The sequence below is a fragment of the Pseudomonas sp. 14P_5.3_Bac1 genome, from assembly GCF_025466135.1.
In the GTDB taxonomy this organism is placed as follows: Bacteria; Pseudomonadota; Gammaproteobacteria; order Pseudomonadales; family Pseudomonadaceae; genus Aquipseudomonas.
The window spans coordinates 39,925-57,019 of sequence record NZ_JANLOF010000017.1 but is presented as its reverse complement, the minus strand read 5'-3'; the positions used below and the strand labels follow the sequence as shown (position 1 = coordinate 57,019).

General features: G+C 56.2%; 23 protein-coding genes and 1 pseudogene. 3 read left to right on the top strand and 21 right to left on the bottom strand.

What is annotated here, in order from left to right:
• Window positions 1-2: 2 nt before the first annotated feature.
• From NTD89_RS04335 to NTD89_RS04260, 16 genes and pseudogenes are all read right to left on the bottom strand, one after another.
• Window positions 3-659, bottom strand: a complete 657-nt coding sequence (locus NTD89_RS04335; RefSeq protein WP_119739727.1) for a phage tail protein — start codon at window positions 657-659, stop codon at window positions 3-5.
• 87 nt (window positions 660-746) lie between these two features.
• Window positions 747-1,007, bottom strand: coding sequence for a hypothetical protein (locus NTD89_RS04330; RefSeq protein ID WP_080673241.1), 261 nt, complete (start codon window positions 1,005-1,007; stop codon window positions 747-749).
• Between the two features lie 51 nt (window positions 1,008-1,058).
• Complete coding sequence (locus tag NTD89_RS04325) at window positions 1,059-1,475, bottom strand: phage tail terminator-like protein (RefSeq protein WP_106578035.1); 417 nt, start codon at window positions 1,473-1,475, stop codon at window positions 1,059-1,061.
• Window positions 1,475-1,669 (bottom strand): hypothetical protein, encoded by a 195-nt coding sequence (locus NTD89_RS04320; RefSeq protein ID WP_106578034.1) that lies wholly within the window; start codon window positions 1,667-1,669, stop codon window positions 1,475-1,477. Before NTD89_RS04320 ends, NTD89_RS04325 begins: the two co-directional genes overlap by 1 nt.
• Window positions 1,666-2,262, bottom strand: a complete 597-nt coding sequence (locus NTD89_RS04315; protein ID WP_262206560.1) for a hypothetical protein — start codon at window positions 2,260-2,262, stop codon at window positions 1,666-1,668. Before NTD89_RS04315 ends, NTD89_RS04320 begins: the two co-directional genes overlap by 4 nt.
• The gene (locus tag NTD89_RS04310) at window positions 2,259-2,627 is read right to left on the bottom strand and encodes a hypothetical protein (RefSeq protein ID WP_106578032.1); all 369 of its coding nucleotides are present in this window, start codon (window positions 2,625-2,627) and stop codon (window positions 2,259-2,261) included. Before NTD89_RS04310 ends, NTD89_RS04315 begins: the two co-directional genes overlap by 4 nt.
• Before the next feature lie 203 nt (window positions 2,628-2,830).
• Window positions 2,831-3,334: a DnaT-like ssDNA-binding protein gene (locus tag NTD89_RS04305; protein ID WP_106578031.1), complete on the bottom strand. Its 504-nt coding sequence runs from the start codon at window positions 3,332-3,334 to the stop codon at window positions 2,831-2,833.
• A 59-nt stretch (window positions 3,335-3,393) separates the two neighbouring features.
• Window positions 3,394-3,978, bottom strand: coding sequence for a hypothetical protein (locus NTD89_RS04300; RefSeq protein ID WP_214246972.1), 585 nt, complete (start codon window positions 3,976-3,978; stop codon window positions 3,394-3,396).
• 47 nt (window positions 3,979-4,025) lie between these two features.
• Window positions 4,026-4,991, bottom strand: coding sequence for a major capsid protein (locus NTD89_RS04295; protein WP_106578029.1), 966 nt, complete (start codon window positions 4,989-4,991; stop codon window positions 4,026-4,028).
• A 12-nt stretch (window positions 4,992-5,003) separates the two neighbouring features.
• Window positions 5,004-5,731 (bottom strand): annotated as a pseudogene (locus NTD89_RS04290) (hypothetical protein).
• Window positions 5,732-5,813: 82 nt separating this feature from the next.
• Window positions 5,814-6,188, bottom strand: coding sequence for a hypothetical protein (locus NTD89_RS04285; RefSeq protein WP_106578027.1), 375 nt, complete (start codon window positions 6,186-6,188; stop codon window positions 5,814-5,816).
• Between the two features lie 27 nt (window positions 6,189-6,215).
• Complete coding sequence (locus tag NTD89_RS04280; RefSeq protein ID WP_106578026.1) at window positions 6,216-7,307, bottom strand: minor capsid protein; 1,092 nt, start codon at window positions 7,305-7,307, stop codon at window positions 6,216-6,218.
• Window positions 7,282-8,700, bottom strand: a complete 1,419-nt coding sequence (locus tag NTD89_RS04275; protein ID WP_106578025.1) for a DUF4055 domain-containing protein — start codon at window positions 8,698-8,700, stop codon at window positions 7,282-7,284. The genes NTD89_RS04280 and NTD89_RS04275 overlap by 26 nt, the downstream gene beginning before the upstream one ends.
• Window positions 8,697-10,019 (bottom strand): terminase, encoded by a 1,323-nt coding sequence (locus NTD89_RS04270; protein WP_106578024.1) that lies wholly within the window; start codon window positions 10,017-10,019, stop codon window positions 8,697-8,699. Before NTD89_RS04270 ends, NTD89_RS04275 begins: the two co-directional genes overlap by 4 nt.
• Complete coding sequence (locus NTD89_RS04265) at window positions 9,994-10,470, bottom strand: DUF2280 domain-containing protein (protein ID WP_119739709.1); 477 nt, start codon at window positions 10,468-10,470, stop codon at window positions 9,994-9,996. Before NTD89_RS04265 ends, NTD89_RS04270 begins: the two co-directional genes overlap by 26 nt.
• 31 nt (window positions 10,471-10,501) lie before the next feature.
• Window positions 10,502-11,125, bottom strand: coding sequence for a putative metallopeptidase (locus tag NTD89_RS04260; protein ID WP_262206559.1), 624 nt, complete (start codon window positions 11,123-11,125; stop codon window positions 10,502-10,504).
• Window positions 11,126-11,835: 710 nt separating this feature from the next.
• On the opposite strand from NTD89_RS04260, the gene NTD89_RS04255 reads away from it, so the two are divergent.
• Complete coding sequence (locus tag NTD89_RS04255) at window positions 11,836-12,084, top strand: hypothetical protein (protein ID WP_124417350.1); 249 nt, start codon at window positions 11,836-11,838, stop codon at window positions 12,082-12,084.
• Window positions 12,085-12,209: 125 nt separating this feature from the next.
• Here NTD89_RS04255 and NTD89_RS04250 read toward each other — a convergent pair whose 3' ends face one another.
• Together NTD89_RS04250 and NTD89_RS04245 are read right to left on the bottom strand one after the other, a co-directional pair.
• Complete coding sequence (locus NTD89_RS04250) at window positions 12,210-12,527, bottom strand: hypothetical protein (RefSeq protein ID WP_262206558.1); 318 nt, start codon at window positions 12,525-12,527, stop codon at window positions 12,210-12,212.
• Window positions 12,527-12,898: a chemotaxis protein gene (locus NTD89_RS04245; RefSeq protein WP_025856073.1), complete on the bottom strand. Its 372-nt coding sequence runs from the start codon at window positions 12,896-12,898 to the stop codon at window positions 12,527-12,529. Before NTD89_RS04245 ends, NTD89_RS04250 begins: the two co-directional genes overlap by 1 nt.
• A gap of 159 nt (window positions 12,899-13,057) precedes the next feature.
• Between NTD89_RS04245 and NTD89_RS29455 the strand changes: the two genes are divergently transcribed.
• On the top strand, window positions 13,058-13,273 hold the full coding sequence (locus tag NTD89_RS29455) for a carbon storage regulator (RefSeq protein WP_106578020.1): 216 nt from the start codon (window positions 13,058-13,060) through the stop codon (window positions 13,271-13,273).
• 107 nt (window positions 13,274-13,380) lie between these two features.
• On the opposite strand, the gene NTD89_RS04240 is transcribed toward NTD89_RS29455, so the two are convergent.
• From NTD89_RS04240 to NTD89_RS04230, 3 genes are read right to left on the bottom strand one after another with little or no spacing between them, the layout of a single operon-like run.
• Window positions 13,381-13,968 (bottom strand): hypothetical protein, encoded by a 588-nt coding sequence (locus tag NTD89_RS04240; RefSeq protein ID WP_262206557.1) that lies wholly within the window; start codon window positions 13,966-13,968, stop codon window positions 13,381-13,383.
• A 6-nt stretch (window positions 13,969-13,974) separates the two neighbouring features.
• A complete protein-coding gene (locus tag NTD89_RS04235) occupies window positions 13,975-14,343 on the bottom strand; it encodes a hypothetical protein (protein WP_262206556.1) in 369 nt (122 codons plus the stop codon).
• 38 nt (window positions 14,344-14,381) lie between these two features.
• The gene (locus NTD89_RS04230) at window positions 14,382-14,540 is read right to left on the bottom strand and encodes a zinc finger domain-containing protein (protein WP_119739704.1); all 159 of its coding nucleotides are present in this window, start codon (window positions 14,538-14,540) and stop codon (window positions 14,382-14,384) included.
• A 694-nt stretch (window positions 14,541-15,234) separates the two neighbouring features.
• On the opposite strand from NTD89_RS04230, the gene NTD89_RS04225 reads away from it, so the two are divergent.
• Window positions 15,235-17,043, top strand: coding sequence for a GGDEF and EAL domain-containing protein (locus NTD89_RS04225; protein ID WP_214246973.1), 1,809 nt, complete (start codon window positions 15,235-15,237; stop codon window positions 17,041-17,043).
• Window positions 17,044-17,095 lie beyond the last annotated feature (52 nt).

Genomic DNA, 17,095 nt, shown 5'->3' with positions numbered 1-17,095 from the left:
GGTTACGCCACCGCTGTCAGGTAGCGGGTCGGTTCGCCCTGCAGCGCCAGGTTCACAGTCCGGGTCAGCAAGTTGCTGCGGGACACGGTCGGCTGGTTGGAGAACGAGGTGAAGGCGCCGTAGAACAGAGTGTCGTTGCCTGGCAGGTTCAGGCGCGCAGCCTGAATGGTCTGGCTGGCATCAGCGGCGCGAAGGATGGCGTTGAACGCCTGGCCCGGGTCATCCGCAATGGTCAGCGCCAAACTGGCCGCCGCTTTGTCGGTTGGCATCTGGCGGCCTTGCTTATCTTCCAGGAACACCACGTCCAGATAGTTCTGGGTGCCGCCGGCGAAAGCCACGTCAGTGATTTGCGGAATCTGCACCCAGGTCAGCACCTTCTTCAGCGAGCCGATGCCGGAGCCGGCCGGGTAGACCTGCACGTCGGTGGTGTCGATGCCGTCGAGGGTGATGGCGGTGGCAGTGGCAGCTTTCACACGCACAACCCGATTACCCAGGCGAGTCCAGCCGGATGTGACGATCACGATGTCGCCAGCCGACAGCGTGCCGCCAGTCACAGTGGCCACGGCCTCAGCCGCGTTGCTCAGTGCCGAAAACGGGATGTCCGGGCCATAGGTTGCACCGTGCTGGAAGGTGCCGCCGTCCGGAATTTTGTAGCCCATGGGTATTTCCTCTTTGCAGATGTGAAAAAACCCGCTCAATGGCGGGTTCTTGGGATTGCCCAATGGGCGAATTATTTGGCGGTTACGTTATTCAGGATTACGGCAGTCTTGATAAGCCTCAAGAGGCAGCCCAGATTTGGAACCAATGACGACGCCGGTAAGGCCGCAGGAAGGACAACAGGCATGCTTTTCCAGATACCACTTCGTAATTTGACTCGGCGTAGACCATTCCCCGCACGCAGTGCAGATGCACCTGTCGCTGGCAATAATCTCGTCGCGGTTGTTCCAGGCGTGATCATCTGCCGACTCATCCAGCCACTGTAATCGCGCTTTTGTATCTTCATCCATGGTGACGCCCCTACCTACCCATTTACGTGGAGCGATTCTAGCGCGAGCCGCTCAATTGGTGTCGGCTCGGTACAAGAACGAGACTGGAACGGTGTAGGTGGAATCACCGCTGATGCCAGGGCCCGGGTCGACTGGCGACATGGTCACCACGGTGACCGAGCCCTTCGTGTCCCTGGCGTATAGCGGGAACAAGCCGACCAGCTCGAACGCAATAGGGTTCGTCTTGGTCTTCCCAGTGCCCGCCGGCGCGATGATGCTCACCTGGAACACTCCGGTGAACAGCCGGTGATCGCCGCCGAGCGTGTTGCTCGCGGTATCGCCCGGAATCGTGAACGCCCGCAGGTAGGTTTCGTCGACCGCAGGCTTGTAGCTCTTGTTTTCGAAGACGATCCCCAGCTTTTCCGGCCTGGCATTGTTCCAGGCAATCAGCTTTGCCTCGTAGATCGAAGCGATGATTGCATGCGACATCAGGCCACCTCGTACACAAGCGTAGGCGATACTCCGCGCAAGCTCTTCTGTCGGCCGCAGAGGGCACACTGGTGAAGGTACTGCGCAGGAAACGACAGCAGTACCGGGGCGTATTCGACTTGCAGCAGCCTTCCGCCGCACTCGCAAAGCGTATAGCGCATCACCGGGCGAACCGGCACGTCTTCGAACTTCATACCTGGTTGTTCCTGATGGCCTCCAGCACGATCTGCTGAAAGCGAGCCACGGTTACCCGGACCATTCCGCCGGGGGCCTGGGTGGAATGGCCGAACTCCAGCGGAATCGCGTAGGGCAAGTTGTTGATGATGTAGGCCATCTGGCCGGCGGTGAAGTCGCTCATCGCAGCAACCAGCGCCGCAGTGGTTTCGGCGCCGCTCGGGTCTACCTCGTCAAAGGTGACGTTCTCGACCACGCCGAGCGATATGTGCCAGTTCGCACGGAACCTGCCGCCGACGTAGCCCTCTGGCGCCTTGATGTCCATGCCGTCGTTGAGCTTTCGGCCCTTCTTGAGCCTACCGCCCTTCGTGAGATTGTCCGGGTCGTTGCGCAGCGCGCTGTTGTGATCGTCGACAGCCTTGTTGTACTGGGTGGCCGCTGCGTTCTGCGCCCAGATCTCCGGGTTACCCACGGGGGACATTCGAATCAGGCTGCTGCCGACCTCGATGATGATTTCACGCACGCTGGCATCGATGGCTTCACCCGTCTGGGCGGCGAACTCTGCCAGGCTCAGGGCGAAACTGCCGGATTGGCCAGCGCCTGCTCGGCTCACGAGCGCACCTGCAGCTCATACAGGATCGGCGTGCCGGCGGGGTTGATCTCTTTCATTGGGGGCACGATTGACCACGTGCGGCCCTGGACGACCACTTTGTCGAGTAGGCCGGGCACCCAGGCCAATCCCTGCGCGGCGATCTTGAGTTTCTTGTCGCCTTGCCGGATGAGACTGTTGTTTTGGAATTCTTGGCCGGTGAAGTCGAGCAGGATACCTTGGGCGATTTGCTCGACAGTGGCGCCTGGCGCTTCGCCGCCGATGTCCGGGTCGTACTCGCCCGGCTCCGGCTTGCTGATGGTCACGGACTGGCCGAACTCTGTGATCATCTCCAGAGCCATCACGGCCATTTCGTCGTAGAAGGCCATGGCGGCTCCAGATGTGAAAAGCCCAGCGCTATGGCTGGGCCTTTGAATGGGTGCGGGACGCCGGAGCTGATCCCGGCATACAAGGCTCCGTCCGGACTCGAACCGGCAACGCTGGTCGCAAACCCTGCAGGAGCACCGGAATTTCACCGGCAAACCCGTGTAGCTTCCTCGCGCATCAGCCTGCGCATTCCCCCGTATTACAATTATGCACGAACAGCGAACAGGCCACGCTTCTGCAAATAATCCGCAAACTGAGTGGCGCTTGGCCGATCCGGTGCCGCCGGCAAAAGCCGGTTGCTGGTGGACGGGATCGCCGCATACTGCCGCGTCACCGCTCCCTCAACACGATCCAGCAGCACTGCACCTTTGCGCTTCTCCACCGGGTCGATGTCGTCCTGATGGATCTCGGCGGCCAGGGCCATCTGCCCGTACTGGATTCGCGCGGGAAGGTAGTTGTCTGGCTTGATCTCCTGATCCAGCAGCACCTCCCGGCGCGGCCAGGACAAGGCCTGCTCGCTGTTCGTCTTACGCCCTTTCCACTTCATGCCATCCATCGCCAAGGCGGCGCGGCGAAGCAACGCGTCCTGCTCGGGAACACCTGCGGGGATGACCGTGCCGAATTTCACGGCATACAGGGCCAGGTCCTCGGCGCTCGCGTAGCTTTCGGCGTCAGGCTTGCCGGTGCCGTCCTCGATGATGAGTGTCATGCGTCAACTCGCTGCAATGGTTTGAAGATTGGCCGCCGGGTCACCGACAGCCAGCAGTATTACTCCTTGGGCAGCTCAGCTACGAGCTTTTCCAGGGATTCTTTCGAAGCGTTGGCCCGATACTGGACCTTGGCATCATCGAGCTTTGCTTTCAGCGCCGCGATTTCACCGGCCTCGTCAGCCAGCGGTGCGAGGGTAGACTTCTTCAGCGCTTCAACCTCTCCGCGAAGTGCATCGACAGTCAAGGCCAAGCCGTTACGCTCAGTGGTCAGCTCACCTACCGAAGCATGGATGTTGCCCAGCACGTCAAACAAGCGCAACGCTAGGTCGCCAGACTCTGGACGATGGATTTCGCCAGCTTCCAGGCCGTCAACAAGGATCTGGATCGATCCATGCTCAGCACGCAAAGCCGCGATAACCTTTTCCATTCCGGCTTGGTTGCCCGCACCAACAATCTGCGCCCGCTTGGCTTCCTTCACCGACACATCGATGCCGGCTGCTTCGTACGCATTGACCACGCTCGGCCAATCGCCAATCACCAGCACGCTGGTCACACCCGCTTCGGGCTTATCGAAGTGTTCCGGATTGCGGTAACGCTTCTCCGGGTCGAAGCCGCTCAGCTGGTTGCTGTAAGTCAGTTCCATGTGTTTCTCCAAGGCGGCCATTGCTGACCGCGCGTTGAGTTTGAGGCTTAACCGCCAGTAACAGAAGGCGTTGGGGTCAGCGTGATCATCACGCCGGCGGTAACCTTGTTGCTGCCCGCATGTTTGACCCAGTTGGCAGCGGAGCCAACGGCAGCCAGGGTCGGGTTGGAGCCGCCAGTGGTGGCTTTCCAGCTGTAACCCAGCACATCGATGTTCACGGTGCCTTCAGCCCGGTAGCCGATGCTCAGGTTTTCTTCGTCGTTCACTTCGTAGGAACGGAAGCCCGGCGCCTGCGACTCGGTAATGGTCACGGCGTTTGGCAGCAGGCCGAAAATCACGTCCGACGGCGCGGTATCGGTTACCAGTACCGGCTTACCCAGGGTGCCCGGCAGACCGCCGTAGATTACGACGCCAGCTTCTTCATAGATCTTGTTGGTGATGGCTTCGTCGACGATGTCGAAGTAGGCGCTGGAGTGCATGACCCACAGAGCAATACGGCCGAACTTGTCGCCGAACTTGCGCATACCGCGAGTCAGCGTCTTCTTCCCATCGGTTTCGATGTTAGCCGAGACCACCATGTCAGCGTTGGAGCCGATGGCCGCACGCAGGCCAGCAGTTGCGTACTGGATGAAGCCTTCCAGGGTCGCATCAGCAACGTCGGCACCGACGATCTGGGAGAACTCCTCGACCGGACGACCGCGGCGCTTGAACGCCTCTTCGGTGGTCTGGTACGGGCCGTACTTCCAGGGAGCTTTGACGCCGACAGCTTCGCCGGCGCTGATCTTCTTAGCAGTTACCTTGCCGTCGGAGTTGACGTCGCGATGCTCCAGAGAGCCGTTCAGCTTGTAAAGCGCGCGCTTGCGGAAGTCGCCTTCGATCAGCTCGTTGTCCAGCACCATCGCGCCGTTGGACGATGCGTTGAACACGTCCAGGTTGTCCTGGACACGCTCCAGGTATGCGGTTTGCGCCTCATCGTTGTAGATGATCAGGTCGCTGTTAACGGTTGTAGCCATGGGTCAATCCCCTTACTTGGGCAATGCGAGATATGCGGTTTGGCCGTGCTTGCGCTGGAAGTCGCGCTTCTGCTCGGAGGTCATTTCGGAGCGCTTGAATGCAGCCTTGCCGCCACCCCCGCCCGGGGCAAATGTCCCTGAAGCCCTTGGCCACAGATGAGGTGCGCTTTCGCGCAGAGATTCCGCCCATTCGAGCGGAGTCAAAGGGGTTTTGCCGTCTTTACCGAGGATGACCTGACCGGATTCATCAACGGCGACTGCATCGCCATCTTCGTTAAGGGTGAACACGCCTTTGGCGCGCAGAATGATGTCGTCTGTTGCTTCCGGCAGAGCGCCGGCCTTCAGTGCCGCACCGCGTACCGAGTCACCCAGAACCTTGCCCTGGAACTTGGCAGCAAAGGATTCGGCCTTCTCGGCGCGCTCGCTGATGGTCTTCAACTGCTTGTCGTAGTCGCTACGCAGGCGCTCGGTGCGGCGGTTGAATACCTCGTCCACCTTGCCCTCGGTCAGCAGCTTGGTTTCTTCGTCCTGCCCGGCGCGACTGAGCAGGCCTTTGACGGCGTCGATATCGATGCCTTCAAACTGGGTTTCGAACTGGGTCAGCTTGCCGGAGGTTCCTTCAGCTTGCCCAGCAGTTCCGAGTTCTTGGTTTTCAAACCGGAAACGGATGCTTCAACGGCAGTCGCGATAGCGGCCTTAATTGCCGGGTTTTCCAGGTCGATTTCGTTTTCTTCTGCCACGTTGATGCACCCCTTAGGTATGTTTAGCCCGCTTTGCAGGAATAAAAAAACCCGCCGAAGCGGGTTGTTTGAATTTTGGTTTTCAATACCAGTGCGTCATGTAATAAAAATCTGCATTTGAATAATCGTTAATGAACTCCAATAAATGCTCAGCTCTGCTGTGAAGTTTACCCAGGGAGTTTGCACAATCGATTCCCGACCCTCCAACAATCAATGGTTTCGCCTCCGTATAAAATATCTGTTCAATTTCCGGGATTGAAAAAATTGCATTTAGAACCTTGTCCACCTCGGCGTATGAATTACCGCGAAGTGAAAGCACAAATTCATCAAGCTCAGACAAGGCCAAGTGAAACTCAGCGTCGGTGTCCTGCTCCCTATCACTGATACCGACCTCCAACAAACTACATAAAATACGGCATAGGCAATCTGATTCTTCATCCGTGAGACTTGAGAGCATCTGACTCTTCCCTGAATATGCGAGCTATCAGGTTACCAATCCAGCACGTTCAAACGCCAGAGGCTCAAGCTCTTTCATCTGCGCCAGAGTCAGCGGAGCAAAGTTGCGATCAAGCTGCAGCTCGGCGAAGCGCTCGACGGTCAACCCGCCCTCCCTGAACAGCTTGGCCCGGACAGGACCGATGGCAACGTCCTGGAACGAAGCCGGCTGCTGCTGGAGCCAGTGATAGTAATCAAGGTCGGCACTCACCTGCTGGCCGCCGTCTGCACCTACCGAGGCACGCGTTGCGCCCTTGGCGAACATCGCGCTGAGCTTGGTCAACAGAATGAAGGTGGTGCGGCAGTTAGGGTGGAAAGGCGGCCTTGGGCCGGAGTCCACCGGAAACTTACGCTTGTCCATTGAGCGGCATTGCTGGCTGGTCTTGCTGTCCAGCGTGGCCACCATCTGGATCTGTTCCACGATATCCGTATTGGCCTTGGCGACCTCCATGCGCGCCTGGGACGACACATGCTGAATCGCGGTGCGCACGACCGTGCTGGCATTGCGGTTGGTAGTGGCCAGGATGCCGTCTTTGTATCCTGCCGCTTTGGTGCCGCGAATGTTGCGGATGATCTGGAAGTTCGTCTGACCTTCGAAGAAGCCCTGCCGGATGGTGCCGGTAACTCGTTCACGCTCTGCACCGGTCCAACCCTTGATGAAGGCCTTCAGCAGCTTCCCGCCGCCTGTGCCGCGCACGCTGAGCGGATTCGTCAGCACTGCGGTGCGGATTACAGCGGCCGTCGGAGCGACCACATCCAGCGACACGCCAACCGGCGCCGACCTGGCAAGGCTGGTCGCCTCAAATTCGGCCTCGTAGTTGGCGATGTCCACCAGGTCGAGGTTCAGTTGCGCGCTGTAGCGGTCGAAGATGCCCAGCAGCAGGCTATCCACCTCCTTCAGCAGCGCTTCCAGACGCTTGACGTTGTACTCGGTCAGGTCCGACTGGGTCAGCCGATCCCGTATAGACCGGTCAATCTCCTTAAGGAAAGGAGCAAATTTGCCCACCTCCCCCGCCTTCAGCTTTTCGAGAAAGACCGCGTGCCGGATCGTGGCATCAAGTACTGCCGGATTTACCGCCATTTGGTTTGTCCTCGTCGTCTAAGCCCAGGCCGTCGCCCTGCTCTTCCAGTTCGCCGTCGATCTGCAGGTCAGTACGCTCTGGTGCGATCAAGCCGAGCTTGCGCAGGTATGCCCGAAGGTCAGCTTTCGCAAAGCCGCCGTTCTGCCACAAGCCAACCAAGGCTGTGATCATCTGTGGATCAGCCGAGAGCTCTACGAACTCTTGGTTGACCTGGTAGGCGACCTTCTTGTCAGCGATGCCCATGTAGGCACAGCACCACATGATCGCCCTCGTGTATGCCTCGCTGACGTTCGCCACGCAGCCGGCGAGCACCGAAGTGGACGCCGATTGGTCGCCGCGGGCCTCGGTCGCCGTCTTGGACGACAGAGACGCAACCACCATCCGCGCGCCCAGCTCAATCATCATCTGGTTCTTGTCGGCCATGGCCTCCTTGACCAGAGTGTTCGGCAATGGCTGCGCGTAACCGAACTGGCCGCCGGCCGGCAGCATCATTGGCGCCCTGGAGCCGACGTAAACGCCGTTTTTCTCCATCCAGTCGCGCCATTGCTCATCCAAACCACTGATCCACGGCTGGGCCTGGCCGCACCAGAACACACTGTCTTCGTAGTCAGCGCTGTTCCGGTAATGGCCCAGGTTGATCATCGCGATGTCGTACAGCGGTGACTCGTCGATGCTTGGGTCGTTGTTCTGCGCGCCGACGAAGGTGAATGGGATCTCCTTGAGGCGACCGGTTACGCCTTCGGGCTTGAACTCGTCGATGACCGCAAGCGGCCCGCCACCTTTCGGACCGGACCGGCGCCAGACGCGGCAAACAAAGCCGTCATCCTCAAGCGCCAGCTCCCGGTACTGCTCAGCCGTCTTGTAGCCGAAGCCGTCAGGAATCTCCGGCGACTCGCGCAGGACCACCAGCGTTAGCACGCTGTGACCGTTCACCATGCCCGTGCGCCAGTTGATTATGTCTTCAGCGCAGTAAGACAGGATCACCGAATGCCCGCCGATGCCGTCGTCCTGGTGATAGTCGACGTACAGACCGTGGCGACCAGCTTCAAGCACCTTTTCAAGCGTGCCCTGGGAGTGTTGATAGATGCTCACTCCGGAGCCGTTGGCGTTGTCTTGCAGGTATTCCAGCTTCTTCGGCACCGTGAGCGTGGGGTCTTTATGGAAGGCCAGGCCCAGCAGCCCGTTACGGGTGTGCCCGGTGGCGTTCTTGAACACCGCTCGCTCGCGGTAAGCCCGATTCCGGTCTTCGTTCTCCGGGGACTTATCGTGTGTGTTGATGTACGGCAGTCGGTCGACAACCCGGTGCTGACCGGCGCAGACGTCGCGGACGGTAGCCCAGCGATCCAGCACTGCCGTGTATTCCGCCCGCTTGAAGGAGATGTCGGTGCTCATCGGGCGTATCCCATTTTGATAGAAGTGACGATCGCTTTGATCGGATAGCGTTTGGCGATGAAGTAGCCGGCGGCGTCGTTCATATGGTCGTGACCCTTTTTCGGATCTTTGTCCGGCTCGCCCTTGTCGGTGTAGGTCTGTCGCTCCAGGCACAAGGTGAGCTGAGGGCACTGGTCGATGTTGACCTTCATTCTTCGCTCGCCGTAGGCATTCAGGAACATGGCGTTCACCGAGTTCACGCGGTCTTTCACGCCAGGGTTTGTGGAGTCGACGATCACCGTAAATTTTGCTTTCTTCAACAGCGACAAGTCTGACTCGCTCGCGTTCTTGCTGCTGGTGTTCTGCCCGCTGGCGTCGGGATAGACCGCCACCGAGTGCCCAGGGAACCGTGTCTGGATTTTCTCGATCATCTCCGGCGTGTCCCGAACACCGTGAAACTCATCCAGGGCCATCGGCAGATCGTTACGCACGACATAGACGACAGCGGCCATTTTCATGACGTTGAAGTCCATACCGATGTGCAGCGCTTCGCCTGGCTTGATTCGCTCGCTGGTTCGGCACTCATCGCGATTGAATGTGTAGTAGACGACGCCCGCGTAGTTCTCGAAGCCAGCTTCGTACTCTTGCCGGAAGGTACGCGGGTCCATCTTCCGGCGAGCCGCTTCCAACTCTTCAGGGGGGACGTTACCGCCCTGCAATGACGTGTACTGCCAGCTCTTGTGATCCGGCTCGCCACCTGGCTTGCCATCCAGATACGTGTCGTAACAGTGGTTGAAGCCCTTCGGCGTGCCAATACGCAGCGCGTGGCCGCCCTTTCGCACCCCGACATCCGGAATCGTGTACTGGCAGGTCGAAAGCATCGGCCTCAGTACCTCTTCCCACGCGGCCCACGGGCAGTCCGCCCATTCATCCACCAGGACGAAGAACAGACCGGAGCCACGCAGGTTGTCGTAGTTGTCGAGTCCCACCACGCGCATGACGTGGCCGGACTTGAGTGTGATTGAGCATTCAGTCTCATTCGGGCGGTGTGCACGCCATGCTTCGGGGATAGCCTGCTTCAGCCGACGCCAGAACACGCGCTTGGCCTGCTTGAAGGTCGGCGCGCCGTACCAGATCTCATCCTCAACGCTCACGCCCCACTCAGCAGCCAGACGTGCGGCGCGGCGCATCTCGGCCTTGCCCAAGAACGTCTTGCCGAACCGGCGACCACACACCGCATCGCGGAATCGAGCCTCAGGCTGAAATCCCCAGCAGTAAATGTTCGCCTGCTTGGGGGTCAGCTTGACCGGAGGATCAAAGGTGCGGGGAAGTCGGGACATTCTCATCAGGCTCCAGGGTGTACTCAGCAACGGCGTGCTGCTGGTCCGCATGGGAGCCAAGTGGCTTTTCAGGTTCGAGGCGGCGATTCACGTAGACGTCGCCTACCTCTTTGGCGGCTTGCTCGTACAACTGAGCGGTCAGCGCCAGGTTGCGCATGTTCTCGGCCTTCTCAGCCATTCGCCCCAGGCCACGTAGCCGGAAGGCGCGGTTGGCAATCGGGATCTCTGCGGTCTCTTCTCGGAACCGCTTCCTGGTGTCGTGGAAAAGGGTCACCCACTTCACCGCCAGACCCTTACCTGCGGACTTGGTTGGGTCGTGCGTCTCCACCTGCTGGCGGCTCACCACAACCCCGTATTCGTTCTTGACGGCTTCCACCACCTGGGATGGGGTGTCAAAGCACGCCAGCGCCTGAACGATGAAGCTCTTCACCTCATTTTTCAGGGCTGCCATAAATTCTCATCCGTCTAGAGCCTGTCAAGAATCAGGCCGATCTGAGCAGACAGGTTCCGCAGGCCCTCGATATGTTCAATTTCCCCACCTCGGCAGGACTATTTGCAGCATCCACCAATGCTTGAACGTCAGGGCTCGCACCATAGCGGCGAACGACTCCGACGAACTCTTCAACGTCGTGGCCCTGCAGCTTGATCTTCGGTGCGCCGTCTTGGGTAAATGCTGGCTGACCGTACTTGTCGGTCGCGTGAGCCAAGTGATAAAGCTCGTGTTCTATCAGTGCGCAGAACTCAAGATCGCTACACTGGGCGCAGTAGTCAGCCGCCAGGGTGATGATGAAAGCCGGCACTTCGCCAAACCAATCACGCATCTGTTGCTCCATCCGGGCTTTCTGCCAACCGCCGGCGCGGAACGCTACCTGTTCGGCCTGGCCAAGAACTGTGAGTCCCTGTTTCTTGAAGCTCGACGACGCCCACATGACACGGATATCTGCATCCAGCAAATGGGCATGGTCTTCGTTGTAAAGGCTGCCGGTGTCGGCAAGTATCTCGGCTTGTAGCCAGTCCCATACCTGCGGCGCTGGTGTTAGGCGAATTAGGAAGTCTGGCAGATCGGCCAGATGAAGCGCTGAGGGAGGGGGTCTCGGCCAACTCAAAATCACACCTTTCCAAACTTGAAATAATTAGCTAATACCTGCAAATATGTGACTCGCATAGCTAAGGAGCAGCAAATGGTGATGTCATGCCATGACCCCCGAAGACTCGTTAAGCATATTGAAAATGCATACCCTGATGCCAGTCGGTCTGCGGTCAATGCGGTCGGAGCCCTACAGTTTGTATTTCCTGATGGCATGGTAATCAACATCTATCCAAAGGGAACCATTCACTTCCAAGGGAAATCCAGCGCCATTCGGGCGAAAGTGGAAGCTCAAATCTCATTTATTAACAGACGATAGCGAGCAGTATCGGTGTTGATTCACCGCTGGCTACTTCAAAGTCACAATCGATCAGGCCGTTTTAGTGGGCAATGGTATCCATTGAGATACCATCTCATAGGCCTGCATGGTGACCATGGAGCAATCCAATGATCAAGCCTTTAGCAACGCTGGTAGACAACGCTGCCGGGGCATCGGCAATAGCCTTGTCGATAGCGCTTACCGCAGAATTGATATCCGGGATCACTGGCGTACTGTGAAGCAGTCGGATGAGGTTGCTCAGTTGCAAAGCCTCGCGCCACGTTTGGGCGCATTCGAAAAATGTGGCGCGTGGGGTACGGCGTACCGTTAGCCGCTCGTCACACCAATTAAACTTTCTGAGCGCCAGTGCCGACATATATTTAGGTGCAAATAAAAAATTTGGAGCGCTAGTGAATAAAGAAGAAATTGAACGAGAGCTTGCCCATGCCGCAAATAATTACAGGCAGCTGGCAAGTACCCTCGCAATGATCAAAGGCACTCCACTTGCTCAAGATCCATCTTTCATAGACCAAATTGAGCACCTCAAAGGTGCAATGATTGCTCTTCAAGCGCAAGTTCGCCGGCTGAGCGTCCTCGATGGAGCAATGCATAGTCCTGCTCGAAAAGGGAAGCACGCGCTGCACCTCGTCAAGCGATAAACGTATAGAGCGATGTCGCACTCACTTACTCTTGCTTATGACGATCTGAGCGTTCATCTAGCCTGCTCAGGCGTCCAGCAACCTAATCTGCTTAACTCAGTAAGCAGTGCACCCGCAGTACGCCATCACTGGGGTGCTCGGTTTAGGACTTCGTCCGCTTTGTCGGCAGCTTTGGCAGCAGTCGTCGCAGCCTTCGTGGCTTGGTCGGCGGCGGTACCGGTTTGGCGGCTCAGCTGTTCTAGGCGCTTGTCGCGCTCAGTCATGGCGGTGTCGTAGGCTTTTCGCATGTCGGTCACTTGGCTGCTCTGCTTATCAGCGAGCGACCAGTATGCGGCTTGGTAACCCAGTACTGCCCCACCACCCACCAGCACTACAGCAATGGACCAAACTTCAGCCCGGCGCCACCAGCGGCGTGCGATAAATTCCAATGCGCATCTGTCCATTAGGCGATTCCTCCCAGCTTGGTGCGAAGGCGGGTGATCTCATCGCTCTGCTGCGTCACGCGGTCAGTGAGTTGAGCTACCTGGCTGGTGAGCGCCTCGATCTTACCTTCCATGCGCCCAACGGCAGCTGCCAGGTCATTCCGCTCCTTCGCGAATTGATCGGCGCGGGCCTCGGCTTCTTTGCGAGCGGCGCGCTCCTGGTTCAGCAACTCGTTTAGTCGCTTCAGTGTGCCGATATCGGCGCTGTCCATTGCTCGGTCAGTCGCATCCTTAGAAAGAAACCGGCGCAGCCATAGCAGGCCGCCCAGTACCACGGTGGCACTACCGCCCAGCCAGGTAGCTGTGCCTGGGCCTAGGTCAGTAGGGTCCATCTTCACTCCAAACCGCATTTATTCCCATTCTGGGATTCAATAATTGCATGTTCCGCATCATTCAGAAGCGGAGACAAAAAGATATTTCCACACAAAAAATCAGATAATTCCTACATCAATTTTACTTCGGATAGGGAATATTGACGTCGAAATGAGTAATTGAGCAGAGAGGATCGCCTTTTGTTAGTCATTACTAGAACTCCCAATAAGCGCTTGCGTATAGGCGACGAAATCCAAATCAACGTGGCTAAGGTCGTTGAAGATACGGTGTATTTAGCCCTCAGCGCACCCGAACGCATATCAATCAAAGCGGAGAGTGGTATTCACGACGATGAAATACCCAAGCGTCCGAACGGCGCAGTAGAACTTGCTTGAAACGGGGTTAGCAAGCTGCACTCCCTGCTCAGAGCGAGGGGTGGCAGGGCCGAAAATGAAAAAGCCCAGCGCGACGGCTGGGCTCTATTACGCAGGAAGATAGACGATCATGGAGTACAGTAAGCAATCTTGCCGCCTGCACCAACAGCTATAAACTTGCCGTTGCCGTAGGCGACGCTCCGGATATCGGTTCCTGCGAAAGTGTTGGCTTGCTGAACCCAGCCGATCCCATCCTCGGAAACGGCTGTCTTGCCGCCGTCGCCGACAGCTACATACTTGCCATTACCGTAAGCAATGTCGCGGATGATGGTTCCACCGAAACTGGTATCTTCAACAGCAGTCCAGCTAAGCCCATCGGATGAATATGCAATCTTGCCATCCGCACCTACGATAAACATTTTCCCGTTGCAAAGCTTCATGGAAAGGATGGTGCTAGTGCCGAAGGTGCTGGTTCTGGGCGTGAATGTTTGCGGGTTATCCGTCGCAATCTTCACAGCGCTAAGCAGCTTCCCATTCGATCCCGCAACCAACACAAAACTGCCAATGACGTTGACGCAGTACACAGTCTCGCTAGAAGTGAAGGTCGTAGTACGCTCCACCTGGCCTGACCAATCGCCATAACGGGAAAAAACTTTACCGCTAGACCCGACCAGTATCCAGGTGTAGTTGTTGCCGGAAGTTGGCTGATAAAACACAATGCCTTACAGGTCTCCGGACGCACGAACAGTTGCCGTAAGGTCTGTCCAAACCCTTTCAGGGCGTGCTGCGTCGCCGTTGATCAGATTGCCGGATTGAGAAAGGGCTTGAAGCGCTACCCCAATACCGTTCCAGTACAGCTCGTTGAGGACCTTTCCGCTGTCAGAAGTGACGGCGCCCTTAAGCTTGGTCCACGCTGTACCAGTTGCGCCTCCGCTGACAACCTGAGTGGTTGTGGTAAGACCGTTGCCACCAACCGCATAAAACTTGCCTTGCGCAAAAACCACGCGCCTAAGCATGCCGGTGTTATCCACCGGTTGTACTTGAGTCCAAAGATCTTGCAAGGTTTGAGACGCTGAGTTTGCGTTTTCCATTTTAAACTCCGTTACTGAGCTGATTTAAGTTCAGGCCTCTATATTGGGCGTATGGCGCTCATGGGCGATTGCTCGAGGCTCGCGGCCTTCACATGATTCAGCGTCCCACATCGGGAACATTTGATCTGGAGCTCTGTAAACCCACCCATTCGGGCGAGAAGTCTTTTGCAGTCACCGCATCTGAATTCTTTCAACATCTGCAAATTCCTTTTGCTGAATCGCCCTTCCGTGGGCAATAAAAACCCCGCTCTAGGCGGGGCTTCATAAAAACTTTAGTCGCTTGATTTTTGAGGGACTGGAGCCTCGTCAATGCTGATGCAGTGCCCAATGTCCGTTATTTTCTTCAGCGCAAGTTCGGCTGTTGAATAAGCTCCGAACATTCGGCCCTGATAAAAAACAAGCCACGCAACTGAATATTCGCGTTGCCAGCCTGCCCTACGTTCAACCTCTTGAACCGTTCCGCCAAGTCGTCGAGATGCGTCTGTGCCATGCCACGCAAAACCATGACGCTGTCCCAACTTATAGTCGGAAGCTCTATTTCCAACCTTGCACAAACTGAGCGCAATAAAAAGCCCGACATATGAGCCGGGCTCCGCAGTGTAAACTCTTAACGCGCAAGATCGATAGGATGAACAAATCATCTCTCATTTTCTCACTCAGTGCAACATTTTTTGGGTATCAGAATTTTGCATGTAGCTCCGCCGATTAAAACCTATCCAGGGCTCTCCAAATTTCTGCCAACACCCTTTCGAACGGCAAAACAGTAGTATCCGGGGCATGCGCATACGTGTGATTGGGTCTAACCTATTGGAGCGATAGGTAAAAGGAGTCGTAGGCCTACAGGGGATCTGATACCGTTTAGCCATATGGTCGTGATACACGAGGTTAGTCATGGACGTAAATACCCACTTTCCTGAGTACGAAGCAGAACGCTTAAAACGCGTTGAGACCCTCTGCCCGCAAAGTGAACAAGACGACGAAGTCTTCGAAAAAATGATTTCAATGACTTCAGAATACTTCAATGCACCCATCGCCCTGATTTCTATCGTCGAAAAGCACCGCCAATGGTTCAGAGCGCGGATCGGGATTGACCAGCAAACTACACCTCGGGACGTTTCGTTCTGCGCACACTCTCTACGCGACAGGAAGGCGTTAGAGGTTTTGGATGCGCAGGATGATGAGCGTTTCAAAGATAACCCCATGGTCACCGGCGCGCCCTTCATTCGCTATTACGCTAGCGCGCCACTTCTCACAAGTGATGGTTTCTCTCTGGGTAGCCTATGCATAATAGATACTTCACCTCGAGAACCAATGAGCAAACGAGATGCAGCGATGCTCGTTTATTTCGCTCAACTCGTTGTCTTGCGGATTATCGGTTTACGTTCCCGTAATTTTATTGATCAGCCTACCGGCCTTTTCAACCGACTAAGACTGGAGGAAGATATTCGACTAGCAAGTTCTAGTGGTATTCAGCACGATCTATTTGCTGTGGACGTCATATCTCCAAAATTTTTGAATGACGTAGTAAAAGCACTTGGCTACAGCTTTTCTCAAAATTTAATGCTAAACGTTAAGGATAGACTTCAGTCTTTATTACCTAAGAATTCTCTTTTGTACAAAATCAGTCCAACGCGTTTTGGGTTTCTCTTAGAAGGTGGCCAGCCGGTGGAAGGTCTCTGCCTTGAGATTCTTTCAAATTTTGACGAACCGGTTGATTGTCAAGGAATCCCAATACTCATGCAGACAGGTATTGGAGTATTGAGAATCGCCGATGCAGAAGAGAGGGACTGGTTACGGTTAGTGGTAGGGGCAGCTGATGACGCCAGGGTCCGAAACTTGGGCTGGGCGACGTATCAACCTGAATTGGACGCAGCTCAGCAGCGAGCGTTTGCCTTACTGAGCTCCCTGTCTGATGCAGTTCGCTCTGAAGATCAGCTGAGCTTGGTTTTCCAGCCAAAAGTCACATTACCTACTCTAGCATGTGAAAATGTTGAAGCATTGATTAGGTGGAATCACCCTACACTCGGGCCTATCAGTCCCGCAGAATTTATCCCACTTGCAGAGAAAACTGCGCTGATGCATTCAATTACCCTCTGGGTACTTGACGCCGTAGTTGACCAAGCTAAGGAGTGGTTCGGCAAGGGTATTGAATTACGAATTTCCATGAATGTCACTGTCAGTGATCTTGAGAGCTCTAAGTTCTTAAATAACGTTACAGAATACATAAACAACGGCGCCCTTCTGCCGCAAAATCTAGAGCTTGAATTCACGGAAAGCATGCTCATGTCAGACCCGAAGACAGTTATTGAGCAGCTTGAGCGCGCCCGCGCGTTAGGCATTGAAATTTCCGTGGACGACTTCGGCACTGGCTACAGCAACTGGACATATCTAAGGCAACTGCCTGTGAGTACGGTTAAATTAGACCAATCACTAATCAGCAACCTCAACACCAACGAAAAAGATAAACGGCTAGTTAAGACACTCATCGAGCTTGCTAGAGGATTAGGCTATAGAGTCGTAGCAGAGGGCGTCGAAACCCAAAGCATTCTGGACCTAATCACGCTCTGGGGGTGTTCAGAGGCTCAGGGATACCTGATAACAAAACCCCTGAAAGCGGAACCATTAGAAAAATGGCTGGCGCAAGGTGGTTTCAGCGCGGCATGTGATGGGACTAGAACGCCAGGCACCGAGTCCTTGTAGTCCATCAAAACCTGTCGGCGGGAAGCTTGTTATCACCTCCCGCCCCTCTCAA

What these genes read in the sequence shown, in the direction of transcription:
- NTD89_RS04320 (WP_106578034.1), bottom strand. Translation starts at nt 1,669, where the DNA reads ATGAAGTTCGAAGACGTGCCGGTTCGCCCGGTGATGCGCTATACGCTT.
- NTD89_RS04280 (WP_106578026.1), bottom strand. Translation starts at nt 7,307, where the DNA reads ATGGCGGTAAATCCGGCAGTACTTGATGCCACGATCCGGCACGCGGTC.
- NTD89_RS04325 (WP_106578035.1), bottom strand. Translation starts at nt 1,475, where the DNA reads ATGTCGCATGCAATCATCGCTTCGATCTACGAGGCAAAGCTGATTGCC.
- NTD89_RS04230 (WP_119739704.1), bottom strand. Translation starts at nt 14,540, where the DNA reads ATGTTGAAAGAATTCAGATGCGGTGACTGCAAAAGACTTCTCGCCCGA.
- NTD89_RS04275 (WP_106578025.1), bottom strand. Translation starts at nt 8,700, where the DNA reads ATGAGCACCGACATCTCCTTCAAGCGGGCGGAATACACGGCAGTGCTG.
- NTD89_RS04285 (WP_106578027.1), bottom strand. Translation starts at nt 6,188, where the DNA reads ATGCTCTCAAGTCTCACGGATGAAGAATCAGATTGCCTATGCCGTATT.
- NTD89_RS04305 (WP_106578031.1), bottom strand. Translation starts at nt 3,334, where the DNA reads ATGACACTCATCATCGAGGACGGCACCGGCAAGCCTGACGCCGAAAGC.
- NTD89_RS04265 (WP_119739709.1), bottom strand. Translation starts at nt 10,470, where the DNA reads ATGGCAGCCCTGAAAAATGAGGTGAAGAGCTTCATCGTTCAGGCGCTG.
- NTD89_RS04270 (WP_106578024.1), bottom strand. Translation starts at nt 10,019, where the DNA reads ATGTCCCGACTTCCCCGCACCTTTGATCCTCCGGTCAAGCTGACCCCC.
- NTD89_RS04225 (WP_214246973.1), top strand. Translation starts at nt 15,235, where the DNA reads ATGGACGTAAATACCCACTTTCCTGAGTACGAAGCAGAACGCTTAAAA.
- NTD89_RS04310 (WP_106578032.1), bottom strand. Translation starts at nt 2,627, where the DNA reads ATGGCCTTCTACGACGAAATGGCCGTGATGGCTCTGGAGATGATCACA.
- NTD89_RS04245 (WP_025856073.1), bottom strand. Translation starts at nt 12,898, where the DNA reads ATGGACCCTACTGACCTAGGCCCAGGCACAGCTACCTGGCTGGGCGGT.
- NTD89_RS04250 (WP_262206558.1), bottom strand. Translation starts at nt 12,527, where the DNA reads ATGGACAGATGCGCATTGGAATTTATCGCACGCCGCTGGTGGCGCCGG.
- NTD89_RS04295 (WP_106578029.1), bottom strand. Translation starts at nt 4,991, where the DNA reads ATGGCTACAACCGTTAACAGCGACCTGATCATCTACAACGATGAGGCG.
- NTD89_RS04300 (WP_214246972.1), bottom strand. Translation starts at nt 3,978, where the DNA reads ATGGAACTGACTTACAGCAACCAGCTGAGCGGCTTCGACCCGGAGAAG.
- NTD89_RS04235 (WP_262206556.1), bottom strand. Translation starts at nt 14,343, where the DNA reads ATGGAAAACGCAAACTCAGCGTCTCAAACCTTGCAAGATCTTTGGACT.
- NTD89_RS04335 (WP_119739727.1), bottom strand. Translation starts at nt 659, where the DNA reads ATGGGCTACAAAATTCCGGACGGCGGCACCTTCCAGCACGGTGCAACC.
- NTD89_RS04330 (WP_080673241.1), bottom strand. Translation starts at nt 1,007, where the DNA reads ATGGATGAAGATACAAAAGCGCGATTACAGTGGCTGGATGAGTCGGCA.